Source organism: Vibrio lentus (assembly GCF_002875945.1).
GTDB classification, from domain to species: domain Bacteria; phylum Pseudomonadota; class Gammaproteobacteria; order Enterobacterales; family Vibrionaceae; genus Vibrio; species Vibrio apostichopi.
Genome location: NZ_MCZK01000102.1, coordinates 137,386 through 149,711 on the forward strand (window position 1 = coordinate 137,386; position 12,326 = coordinate 149,711).

At 44.4% G+C, this 12,326-nt stretch carries 7 protein-coding genes and 1 pseudogene; 4 read left to right on the forward strand and 4 right to left on the reverse strand.

The genetic code is table 11. From position 1 onward, the window contains the following. Positions 1–7: 7 nt before the first annotated feature. The 3 genes and pseudogenes from BCT49_RS09185 to BCT49_RS09195 all read right to left on the reverse strand — a co-directional run bounded on the left by BCT49_RS09185 (position 8) and on the right by BCT49_RS09195 (position 5,314). Complete coding sequence (locus tag BCT49_RS09185; RefSeq protein ID WP_102434982.1) at positions 8–991, reverse strand: AAA family ATPase; 984 nt, start codon at positions 989–991, stop codon at positions 8–10. 165 nt (positions 992–1,156) lie between these two features. Next, positions 1,157–3,558 (reverse strand): annotated as a pseudogene (locus BCT49_RS09190) (tetratricopeptide repeat protein). A 208-nt stretch (positions 3,559–3,766) separates the two neighbouring features. Further along, positions 3,767–5,314: an arylsulfatase gene (locus BCT49_RS09195; RefSeq protein ID WP_102435034.1), complete on the reverse strand. Its 1,548-nt coding sequence runs from the start codon at positions 5,312–5,314 to the stop codon at positions 3,767–3,769. A 346-nt stretch (positions 5,315–5,660) separates the two neighbouring features. Between BCT49_RS09195 and BCT49_RS09200 the strand changes: the two genes are divergently transcribed. The 4 genes from BCT49_RS09200 (at position 5,661) to BCT49_RS09215 (ending at position 11,957) form a co-directional block, all read left to right on the forward strand. Next, the gene (locus tag BCT49_RS09200) at positions 5,661–7,223 is read left to right on the forward strand and encodes an arylsulfatase (RefSeq protein ID WP_102434983.1); all 1,563 of its coding nucleotides are present in this window, start codon (positions 5,661–5,663) and stop codon (positions 7,221–7,223) included. A 409-nt stretch (positions 7,224–7,632) separates the two neighbouring features. Then, positions 7,633–8,739, forward strand: a complete 1,107-nt coding sequence (locus BCT49_RS09205) for a cytochrome-c peroxidase (RefSeq protein ID WP_102434984.1) — start codon at positions 7,633–7,635, stop codon at positions 8,737–8,739. Continuing rightward, positions 8,732–11,125 carry an ATP-binding protein gene (locus tag BCT49_RS09210; protein WP_102434985.1) on the forward strand — a complete coding sequence of 798 codons (2,394 nt, stop codon included), beginning with the start codon at positions 8,732–8,734 and terminating at the stop codon, positions 11,123–11,125. The genes BCT49_RS09205 and BCT49_RS09210 overlap by 8 nt, the downstream gene beginning before the upstream one ends. A gap of 178 nt (positions 11,126–11,303) precedes the next feature. Beyond that, complete coding sequence (locus tag BCT49_RS09215) at positions 11,304–11,957, forward strand: DUF2057 family protein (RefSeq protein WP_102435035.1); 654 nt, start codon at positions 11,304–11,306, stop codon at positions 11,955–11,957. Between the two features lie 85 nt (positions 11,958–12,042). On the opposite strand, the gene BCT49_RS25810 is transcribed toward BCT49_RS09215, so the two are convergent. Beyond that, the gene (locus BCT49_RS25810; RefSeq protein ID WP_198595837.1) at positions 12,043–12,201 is read right to left on the reverse strand and encodes a hypothetical protein; all 159 of its coding nucleotides are present in this window, start codon (positions 12,199–12,201) and stop codon (positions 12,043–12,045) included. Positions 12,202–12,326: the final 125 nt, after the last annotated feature.

Consider the following 12,326-nt stretch of genomic DNA (forward strand, 5'->3'; position numbering starts at 1 on the left):
CCCCTAGTTATCCGATCTCAACATTATCAAGCAGTTCTTCAACCACTCTTTGATGGTCAACACCATCGGCCAATGCGTCATAAGACAATGAGAATCGATGACCTAATACGGTAGGTAACATTGCACGCACATCGTCTAACGTGACGTGGTCACGCCCTTGTAACCAAGCATAAGCGCGAGCACATTTATCCAATGAGATTGACGCGCGTGGGCTTGAACCAATCTCAATCCATTTAGATAAGTTTGATTCTGGGTAACGCTCTGGCTTACGAGTTGCCATCACCAAGGCCACAATGTAGTTCTCAACTAAATCGGAAACGGCAATGTCTGGAAGTTGACGGCGCGCTTCAAGCACCAATTCAGGTTCGATGTGTTGCGGTGTGACTAGCTCTGAGCTCGTTTCACTGCCAAGTTCTTCACTGCGCACCAATCGAATGATGTCACGCTCCGCTTCGTCTTCTGGGTAGTCGACCGTTACTTTCATGATGAAACGGTCCATTTGCGCCTCAGGTAGCGGATACGTGCCTTCTTGCTCAACAGGGTTTTGAGTCGCTAACACCATGAACAGGTCTGGAAGGATATGAGTTTGGCCACCTACGGTTATCGTTCCTTCTGCCATCGCTTCAAGCAGTGCCGCTTGTACCTTTGCGGGCGCACGGTTCACTTCATCGGCTAGAACAATGCTGTTGAAAATAGGCCCCGGTTGGAAATGCAGTTGAGGCTTACCATCCAGCTCTTGATACACTTCAGTACCTGTCACATCTGATGGCAGGAGATCGGGCGTAAACTGAATTCGGCCAAAGCTTGTGTTCAATAAATTCGCCAACGACTTCACCGAGCGCGTTTTCGCTGTACCGGGAAGCCCTTCTAGAAGCACATGGCCATTGGTCAATAATCCGATTACCAGAGCCCGAACGACGTGGCTCTGACCGATAACACTTTTCTCTGCCTGTTCAATCAGTTGGTTTATTGCTTGTTGCGCATGGTTCATAGGTCTTCCCTTAATTCTATCTGGCTGTGGACATCCTACTCACAAGCCCCATAACTAATAGTTATAAACGTGATAATTAGTTATATACAGCATAAATTATAAGCGCATAGCCACGTCAATTCTGGTGCTTTATTTCAGCCCAGCTTTCTACTTGCTAATGGCTTTCTACTGACTAATTGCTTTCAATTGGTTAATCGCCTCCGGTGGGGCTACTTTGCTCAATGATGAAACACATTGTTCAAACGCTTTTGCTGCGCCCGGTTTCTGGTAATTTCGAGCCAAAACCTCACACTGTGCGTACAAGTGTTGTGGATTGCGGCTGAATTGGTAAGCCTTGTTCAATGACTTACTCGCGGCAAGCACATCAGACTTCTCTAAAGCCAAGCCATACACATACCAATATTGCGGGTCGGTTTGTGCGGTTTCCGCGGCTTGTTTTAAGTAGTTGGTTGCTTGTTTGTAATCTTTCACTCGCAGCAGAGATAGTCCTGCACTGTATGGCAACACACTCGATTTTGGTTGAGCTTGAATACCTTGTTTCAGTGTTGCTAATGCTTTTGGCTCGTCGCCAAGTGCGCGATACAAGTCAGCCAAGTTGGCATAACTGTTCTCGAAATAAGGTTCTATCTCGATAGCACCTTGGTAAAACTCAATCGCTTTGTCGTGCTGACCTAAATCTCGATAAACGTTACCTAAGTTCGTGCGGCCAAACCCTCTGTCTGCATTGAATTGTTGTATCTCTATGTACTCTTCCAATGCAGGCTTGATTTGATCTTTCTGCAGCGGATTCATTTCTCCCCAATAACGTACCAGCGCGCCTGCGGTTTCTGAACGAATCGACAATACAGGATCTTCCAATAGTGGCTCTAGAATCTGCCAACGGTCAGTAAATGGAAAGCCGGACGAGCCTTGCACAACACCCAACCGAATCATTTCATCTTGGTGTTTCACTGCTCTCGCCAATGAGATGAGCGTGTTCTTGCCCGTGTTGCCACCTAAGCGTTCTAAGCTCGAAGCGCGAATTATATTGCTTAAGCTTGAGTCTTGAGCTGAATACGCCAGTGCATCCTCTGCGCCTCTGTGCCCTATTGAATCCGCGTAAAAGGCAACAGCAAAGTGTTGTTGGTTACGATACTTAGAATCTGGGAACCATTGACCGATTTGTTTATCGGCCCACTGATCGGTTTGATCTTCATGACAGCTAGTACAGACGTTCGGTGTTTTAATGTGTTGACTAATATCAGGCCGTGGGATATGCCAACTGTGGTCACGCCTTGGGTCGACTTCCATGTACGTCGTTTCAGGCATATGGCAAGTGGTACATTGTGAAGCCTCAGTATTCGCTTCATGGAATGTGTGTTTTTCAGGTGTGTATTCAGAGGCAATGTGACATTGGCTACACACAGCTTCTTCGGCAATTTTCAGTTCTGCGGTATGGGGATCGTGACAGTTAGTACACGTGACGCCTTTCTCTGCCATCACTGATTGTAAAAAGGACCCGTAAACGTAGTCTTCATCGTAGATTTGGCCATCGTTGTGGTAAAGCTCAGGGGTAATCAAGCTCAGACGATACTTGTCAAAAAATGACCCGTTTACGTGATCACCCGTTTCATTCAACTGAGTACGTCGACTGTGGCATTGAGCACAGGTTTGAACTTGATTGGTATGGATGATGTCTTTTGGTTGAAGGGTTGAGTTGCCCTCTTGGTAGATCCACTCTTTCACCGACTTCGACAAGTCACGGTCAAAACCGTAATGCGCCGAGACATGGACATCTTTTCCACCGTTGGCTGCGGCTTGCTGGTTATTTGTTAGCTTGGCCTGCTCAACGTGCTCACTCGCAGGGCCATGACACGCCTCACAACCAACATTAATCTCAGACCAAGTGGTATTGTAAGTATTGCTTGCGCTGTCGTAGTTCTTTTCTAGATTTGTTGAATGGCAGTCTGCACACATGAAGTTCCAGTTTTGACCGCTGTTGGTCCAGTAGAATTCATCGGTGTTGGTGGTATCAGGATAGAGATGAAACCAGCGTTGGCCGCCTTCGTCCTCAGTGCGAGAATCCCAAGCGAAAGGAATCAACTGTACGCGTCCGTCTTCAAACTCAACCATGTACTGCTGCAGAGGCTCAAAGGCAAAGGTATAGCTGATTTTATAATCTTTGAATTGTCCGTCTGGCCCTTCGATGTTGACCCAAAACTCATCACCCTTGCGAAAAAACGGTTGGGCTTTCCTTTATGAGCTACGATTTGATCGTTGAAGTCGCCCAAAACGGACTCTTCGGTCGCATGCTTCATCGCCATATCATGATGAGAGCCTTGCCACGCTTCCACTTCTTCGTTGTGGCAGTCAATACAAGCGTCAGAGCCGACATATGTAGCTTGAGATCTAGCAGGCGAAGCTTTTGTTCCTGCGATTATAGTGTCTGAGCCAACTGACGACACTTGTTCATTAGCATGCGCATTGACACTGAACATCGACAACATAAGTAAAGACAACATTGCGGATAATACTGCAACTCGCTGGTGTTTCAATCCGTTCACTAGTGAGCACAACCATGCAGACATAACATTCCTTGTTTTTATACATCCTCATGCTTAATAAGGTAGACGTAAAAACAATGAAATTACAATTATTTAGTGGCAGTTAACTCGATAGTTGTGATTCATATTCACGACTGGTATTTACTCACCGATATGCGCATAAAAAAAGAGCTCCGAGGAGCTCTTTCGTGTTTTCAGTTTCATCAAGCTATCAGTTTCAATAAACCAAAGCTTACTTGTTATGGTTCTCTTGAAGTTTCTCCATAACCTGATCCAAGCTAAAGCTTGCTGCTTTTTGGCGTGGCGGGTATTCAGCAAATGTTTCTAAGAATTTGCCCACATACGCTTGTGCAGGAACGAACATATAAGCATGGTCTAGCAACCAGTCGTAGTATGTGTTCGATGTAATATCTGCATTTTCGTATGGGTCCATACGCAGGTTAAACAGCTTAGGAAGACGTAACGTCACGAACGGTTCTGACCAAATCTGCATGGTACCCGTTGCACGCTGCTCCATGAACACCGCTTTCCATTGGTTGTAACGAAGCGCCGCTAAATCACCGTCATCAGTAAAGTAGAAGATCTCGTGACGACGACCTTTTTCTTCTTCACCGGTTAGGTAAGGCAGGAAGTTATAACCATCTAGGTGCACCTTGAACGTTTTGTCACCCGCAGTATGACCTTTCAGCAGTTTCTCTTTGATCTGATCATCACCAGCGGCTGCAACGAAGGTTGGCATCCAGTCCATGTGGTGCATAATTTCGTTAGAGACACTGCCCGGTTCAATCTTACCTGGCCAACGAACCATTGCTGGTACACGGTATGCACCTTCCCAGTTGGTGTTTTTCTCACCACGGAACGGTGTTGTACCGGCATCAGGCCAAGAGTTCATGTGTGGGCCGTTATCTGTTGAGTAGAAAACAATCGTGTTGTCTTTGATACCCAACTCATCCACTTGCTTCAATAGTTGGCCAACGTGTCGATCGTGCTCAACCATACCATCAGCGTAGTTACCAACGCCTGTCACACCTTTACTATCAGCTTTCACGTGCGTTCTAAAGTGCATACGTGTTGCGTTCCACCAAACGAAGAAGGGCTTGTCGGCTTTCACCGCACGATCCATGAAATCGAGTGCTGCATCGAGTGTTTCTTCGTCAACGGTTTCCATACGCTTACGCGTTAGTGGGCCCGTATCTTCAATCTTGCCATCAGCAAATGATTTGATTACACCACGTGGGCCAAATTTCTTACGAAACTCTGGGTCGGTTGGGTAATCTTCATTTTCTGGTTCTTCCTCAGCATTCAGGTGGTAAAGGTTGCCAAAAAATTCGTCAAACCCGTGCGCTGTTGGAAGGAATTCATCTTTATCGCCAAGGTGGTTTTTACCAAATTGACCGGTCATGTAACCCATTGGTTTAAGCATTTCAGCAATGGTTGCATCTTCTGCTTGAAGACCAATATCGGCACCCGGCAAGCCTACTTTACTCAAACCGGTTCTAAGTACACTTTGACCCGTAATGAACGTAGAGCGACCTGCGGTACAAGATTGCTCTGCGTAGTAATCCGTAAACATCATGCCTTCTTTGGCGATGCTATCAATGTTCGGAGTTTGATACCCCATTAAGCCAAAGGTGTACGCACTGACATTAGATTGACCAATGTCATCACCCCAAATGACGAGAATATTCGGTTTTTCTGCTGCGAATGTGGTGGTGGAAGCCGCCATCATCGCAGTACCCAAAATCGCTAATCGACGTTTGACGCCATATTTCGCTGTCATAGAAACCTCTTCGTTAGTTATTTGCATCCTGCCCTACTACCTATAGTCCATTTTTTACGCATTCGCGAGATTCACTAACTTATTAATCTTTTTGTCATTTTTCTATTTTCGATAACCCACAAATGGCCGATAAATTTTACGTAAGCAAACTTGACTAGGATCACACATACAAATTGAAGGGATATTTAACTCATCAGAACTAAATCATTTAGAATCATTAAGTTAGCACATACCCATAACATTTAGTTATAACCACTATAAAAAGACAGCATCCATTTTTGAGATTAATGTGCGCTCATCGATGTGTTGTTCTAACGCATTAATCTTAAAAGTAAATGGAGTCCTTATGGGTACTAAAATTAATAAACTAGCATTAGGTGTTGGCTTATTAGCAGCTTCTTCAGCGGCAACAGCAGCAGAAAAACCAAACATTCTTGCTATCTGGGGTGATGACATTGGTGTGTTCAACATCAGTGCTTACAACAACGGTATGATGGGTTACGAAACACCTAACATCGACCGTATTGCTAACGAAGGCGCACTGTTTACCGATCACTACGGTCAACAGTCTTGTACTGCAGGTCGTGCTGCATTCCTAACAGGTCAAGAACCATTCCGTACTGGTCTTCTGACTATCGGTATGCCAGGTTCAGACCATGGTATTCCAGATTGGGCTCCAACTATCGCTGACCTTCTTAAAGAACAGGGCTACATGACTGCTCAGTTCGGTAAGAACCACATGGGTGACCAAGACAAACACCTTCCAACGAACCACGGCTTTGACCAGTTCTTCGGTAACCTATACCACCTAAACGCGGAAGAAGAGCCAGAGACATACTACTACCCTAAAGACCCTGAGTTCCGTAAGAACTTCGGTCCTCGTGGTGTAATCAAGTCGACGTCTGACGGTAAGATTGAAGATACAGGCCCTATGACGCGTAAGCGTATGGAGCATGCTGATGAAGAGTTCCTAGAAGAATCTCTAGCGTTCATGGAAAAAGCAGTGAAAGCTGACAAACCATTCTTCATCTGGCACAACACAACACGTATGCACGTGTGGACTCGTCTACAAGAAAAATACCAAGGTAAATCAGGTATCAGCATCTACGCAGATGGCATGCTAGAGCACGATGACCAAGTGGGTATCCTTCTAGACAAGCTTGATGAGCTTAAAATCGCAGACAACACAATCGTAATCTACTCTACCGATAACGGTGCAGAGACAGTATCTTGGCCTGATGGCGGTGCAACTTACTTCCACGGTGAGAAAGGTACAACTTACGAAGGTGGTATGCGTGTTCCTCAGCTAGTTCGCTGGCCTGGTACTATCAAACCGGGAACTAAGATCAACGACATCATGAGTCACCAAGACTGGATCCCGACTCTACTAGCAGCTGCTGGTGATGATAAAGTGGTTGAGAAGCTAGCTTCTGATAAAGGCGCGTCTTACAACGGTAAGAACTGGCGTGTACACCTAGATGGTTACAACTTCCTACCTTTCTTCGAAGGTAAAGAAGAGAAAGGCCCTCGTGACAGCATGCTTTACTTCTCTGCTAACGCTGAGCTAAACGCAGTACGTTGGAACGACTTCAAGATTTCATTCGCTGTTATGGATGGTAACATCGTTGATGCGGTGCGTTTCCAACCAAACTGGCCTCAAGTAGTTCACCTACGTGCTGACCCATTCGAAAAAGCACCACACGAATCTGGCATGTACCTACGCTGGATGGCAGACAACATGTGGCTATTCGTACCTGTAGGCGGCAAAGTACAAGAGTTCATGAACACGCTACCTGACTACCCTATGCAGCAAAGCCAAGTGTTGAACCCTGGTAACTTCAACCAGAATGCTTACATGCTTCAAGGTAAACTTAAGCAACTAGAAGCAGCTGCGGCACAAGCTAAGTAATCATTACTTTATGCTAAATAGTCACTGACTAGATTGAAGCAAAGCCGTGATAGCCATTTCGCTATCACGGCTTTTTTGCATCTACTCGTTATTAAGACTGTATTGGTTATTAAGTCTAAAAACTGGTTTCTGAAATGCACCAGATTTGAATCACACACATGATTGAAACGCCGCGTTCGTTACGATAAATTTTCTGCTCAATCATACCTCACTAACGAATACCAAATACCAAGCCTTAAGTTTCAACCTTTGGTCGCCTTCCTCATAGAACGAAGTTCTAACCCCTACGCTTGCAAGATTTCCATTATGAAACTAGATTTATATTTGTATACTTGTCGTTCACAGAGTAAGTGAGCTCATAAGGATTTTGAGCTGACAAAATGGTCTAAATTCAGATGGAACTAATGCGATGAAAACTCCATATTTGGTAGGAATCGGCATTGCTATAACGTGTATTTCAATCGCAGCCTTAGTTTATGATGCTGCATCGTTCGACACTCACCATTCCCATGATGAGGAAAACAAAGCACCCCCTTCCTTAACTAGCGAGCATTCACACAAAAACACGAGCGCTAATACAGGTATCAGCAATAACACAGGCATTAGCAACACAGGCGTCAGTTCTTCTGGTTTGCAAGTTTTCCCAATTCCCGATTCCATAGAAATAGACCACAAACTCGCAAGAATTGGGTGGGCACTGTTCAAAGACCCTAACCTCTCCTCAAATCAAAGCGTCAGCTGTGAAAGTTGTCATAGCTTAAAAACGAACGGAGCTGAAGTGATACCTGTGTCTATTGGCGTCAATGGCGCTGGAATGCGAAATTCACTCACGGTCTTTAACGCTGTCTTTAACTATCGATTCTTTTGGGATGGACGAGTGAACAACCTTGCTGACCAAATTGATGGCCCGGTGCACAACGTCGATGAAATGGATTCCAACTGGGAACTCATTACCAATTATGTATCCCAGTCGGACGACTACATTGATATGTTCCAAGCAGAACAGATACCCATTGATACTGCGTCGATAAAAGCCGTTTTAATTGAATTTATGCAAGGGCTAACCACCCCAGATGCGCCATTTGATCAGTATTTACGTGGTGACACGAATGCCCTTTCTGAAACCGCACAACGCGGGTGGGAAACCTTTCAAGAAGAAGGCTGTATCCGTTGTCATCAAGGCACCAATATTGGTGGAGGTATGGTGATGCGATTCGGATATTTTGGGTTATCAAAGACAGGTTCAGAACGAAGTGAAGATCAAGGCCGCTTTATGTTTACTGCTCAACCTCAAGATAAACATCTATTTCGTGTCGCGAGCCTTAGGAATGTCGCGATTACGGCCCCCTATTTTCACGATGGACAAACCGCTACGTTAGAAGAGGCGATTAAGATTATGGGAGAGAGCCAGTTAGGAAAAACATTTGAACAACAAACCATTAGCGACATCAAAGTGTTTCTCGAATCTCTCACCGGTAACCGACCTCAGATGTTAGTGGAGTTTGAAAATGAATAGAATCAGGCTCATATTCTTACTCTTTCTGGCTTTATTCATTGGCTTAGTCAGTTTGCTTACTCTCACCTATTTTGAGCATGAGAAGATCGCCAAATACGGAGGGGTCGTTCGAGAATTAGGGCATGAAGTGCTTGAGATGCGGGACCAGATAACCAGTACTGCCATTGCAGGTATCTCTAACCCCTATCAACTTTCAGCAAGCCTCGTGAACTTAGAAAAAGAACTGCAGAAACTCAAACAGAGCTATCAAAATACCAACATCCACTCCTCTTTATTTAGTGGGTTACCTACCGAACAATTACTCGATAATTTTTACCTGTCTTCAATGTCCAACATTGATACATTGGATAACCTTGTCGGTTTAAGTGTTGCACGCCAGTTTATCCTTCAATCTCTTACCAAGCGACTGATGGAAAGCGATTCTTTATCGCCTACATCGAGGATTAAAAGCGATCTTCTTGCTAGCATACTTCAAATTGAAGCCGACCTTCCTCTGCAAGAAGAAGACTCAGATTTAGCACAACTGACGACCACATTTACTGAGCTGCATTTACAGCAAGGTGAGTTATTGTCAGGGATCCTCTCCGTTCAGAGCATGGAATACCTTGAACACGTTGAGCATGAGTTCACGAACCTACAAGATCAACTTAAAGGGCTTATTATTAAGCTTTTAGGGATACTTTCCATTCTGATCTTCGCATTCTCGTTTGCCATTTTTATCCTGCGAATCTTTGAGTTAAAACGCAACAACCTAGCCTATCAGCAAGCCGCGGATACGGCGCAAAAAGCCAATGAAGCCAAGTCTTTATTCCTCGCGACTATGAGCCATGAATTAAGAACCCCAATGAATGGTGTACTCGGTATTGCCCAGATCATCAAAGATGATTCACAAGAAGCAGATACCCGTAAGCAAGCACAGGTGATCATTGATTCTGGCCAACACTTAGTCACAATACTTAATGACATTTTGGACTTTTCTAAAGTCGAACAAGGGAAAATGGAGTTGGAATACAGCCCGTTCTCAGTTCGTGATGTTGTCACCCACCTAGATAAAACACTCACTCCTCTTGCGGCTGACAAAGGCGTCACTTTTACGATAAAAGATAACATCCCATCGAATATTCAATTAATTGGCGACCCGGCTCGTACCCGTCAAATACTCTTCAACCTCGCGGGGAACGCGGTCAAATTCACGGAGTCAGGAAAAGTCGAGGTTCAATTCGAGATTGCCAAAACCACTCCACCCAGCGTGAATATTTTAATCACGGATACCGGTATTGGGATTGCAGAAGACAAAATCGACCATATATTCACAGCCTTTGAACAAGCCGAGCTTTCAACAACACGCAAGTTTGGCGGAACAGGTTTAGGCTTGTCGATTGTGAAGCAATTGGTCGAATTGATGGGCGGAAACATTGTAGTGACTAGCCAACTGAATGTTGGGACTCAGTTTTCACTGTCTTTACCACTCGAAATGAAAGAGCTTGCAACAACAATAGAGGAAAAAGTCGAAAGCAAAACCAATACGGCTCTCGAAGACTTCACCGTCTTACTCGTTGAAGATAACAAGATAAATGCCATGGTTATCAGAAAGTTCTGTGAATCACTCAACTTATCGGTAGAGAACGCTTACGATGGATTACAAGCACTCGACAAGTTAGCCTCTAACCAATATGACTTGATCATCATGGATAACCACATGCCGAATATGAGTGGTATTGAAGCGATACAAAGAATTCGAAACGATCTCAAACTAACAACAGTGGTCTTCGCCTGTACAGCGGATGTCTTCAAAGAAGCACATGATGAATTCCTTGTATCTGGAGCCGATTTCGTTCTCACTAAACCCCTGCAAAAGAACAGCTTACAAAATGCCATCAACGAATTTCACGAGCAGTTCGAGATACACAGAAATCAGATAGCTTTAACAAGCAGTAATAGCTCCCGTCATCACGACAACAATATCACCGTGTTAACTCGCCACCCCAAAAACAAGCTACCCATTACTGAAGAAGAGATATCTAGGAGTCAATTACTCGTTGGAAACGAGCTTGGAAATGAAGAGAAGCTCGAATGCTTAGAATCGCTGGTAAGTGACTTAGAAAGCCAAATTGACGCACTGATAGAGATATTCTCGACAGCTAAGCCTGACGATTTACGCAGTACATTACATGCAGTAAAAGGCACGGCCACTAAGTTCCAAATGACAGAGGTACTTGATCTTGCCGCGTCAGCAGAATATACGACCGAACAACACCTCATGCCAGAGGCAGAGTTACTTCAACAGCTGATCAATCGATTGATGGTGAACAGCCACCAAGCTACGCGTCTAATACACAAACTCCACCAGCAATCTAAAACAACAAGAAATGAAGCATCGAAATAACTAGGCTAGCTATAACGCATACAACCTTATAGTTTGCGTGAATAAGCACCAATTACGCTTTCAGGATCTGCCCTTACGTTAAGTTTCGGTGAATTTTACCAAATCGAGACAAGGCAACTTGAAATACTTCGTTCTGCATGAGATTGTAAAAATATCTCACTAAAATAACTGTATGATTATGAAAACATTACAATCCATTGCGCTGCTTTCCACAATTATCGTAGCACCACACGTGTTAGCTGACGTGACAATTGAAGTTCCTTCTAGCGTAGATGTCTTAGCGGTTAATGAAGCTAAGCCAGATCTTGACGGTAGTCTTTTCTCTTCTCACAAAACGCTAACCGTTCCAGACGGTCAAAACCAAATCGTATTCCAATATCAGCTGGCTTTTGATAAAGGTAACGACCGTGAGTTTGTTGATAGCGACGCTATTATCGCAACTTTTAGCGCTACTGACGCCGCATTGACGTTTGATATGCCTAAATACCGTAATACCGCTGAAGCGAAGAAAGGTTTTGAAAACCTAGATTGGAAATTGGTTGATGAAGACCAAAATGCAATCAGTGTTAAGCAAGACAAGCTAGTGAAAGATGGGATGCAGATTGGTCGTAAATTCCCTCAAGAAGCGAAAGAGTACAATAAGAAAGGCGGCATTGCAGCGCTCGCAATGGGTACAGCAGCAGGCGCAACAGCGGCCGTTGTTCAACCAGTAACGCTACCAGCAAAGATCGACGCAAACGCGGCGAATACTGCTGAAGAAATGCTTTATTTTTGGTACGACAAAGCTGACGCTGAGACCAAACAAAAATTCAAAGATTACGTGAACAAGTAGATCGATTTATCGCTAGTTCAAACTAAAAAAGCTGGCACATCGTGGCCAGCTTTTTTGTGTCTGTTTTAATGAATAAGTGTTCGCGCTAAACCAACTCAACAGAGAACGCTTCCCCATCAATTTTTGTTGGCCAGCCTAATAAGCCATATTCAGCAGCCAGTAAATGTGCACAACGGCTCGATACTCTGGTTCTAATCCAGTCGCCTATTCCACAGACCTTGTACTCCAAAACAGCCATTTTCATAACATCTCACTCCACTCAAATTTAAATTTATAAATACAGAGTGCAAGTTATAGAGATAGTGAAAGCATGTATGTTCCAAAAGGAACACAGCACTGCAGTTTACTCATAAAGTTGTACATGTTCTG

Bases quoted from the DNA above. Each gene is read 5' to 3' on its own strand.
- BCT49_RS09185 (WP_102434982.1), bottom strand. From the start codon at position 991: ATGAACCATGCGCAACAAGCAATAAACCAACTGATTGAACAGGCAGAG.
- BCT49_RS09195 (WP_102435034.1), bottom strand. From the start codon at position 5,314: ATGACAGCGAAATATGGCGTCAAACGTCGATTAGCGATTTTGGGTACT.
- BCT49_RS09200 (WP_102434983.1), top strand. From the start codon at position 5,661: ATGGGTACTAAAATTAATAAACTAGCATTAGGTGTTGGCTTATTAGCA.
- BCT49_RS09205 (WP_102434984.1), top strand. From the start codon at position 7,633: ATGAAAACTCCATATTTGGTAGGAATCGGCATTGCTATAACGTGTATT.
- BCT49_RS09210 (WP_102434985.1), top strand. From the start codon at position 8,732: ATGAATAGAATCAGGCTCATATTCTTACTCTTTCTGGCTTTATTCATT.
- BCT49_RS09215 (WP_102435035.1), top strand. From the start codon at position 11,304: ATGAAAACATTACAATCCATTGCGCTGCTTTCCACAATTATCGTAGCA.
- BCT49_RS25810 (WP_198595837.1), bottom strand. From the start codon at position 12,201: ATGAAAATGGCTGTTTTGGAGTACAAGGTCTGTGGAATAGGCGACTGG.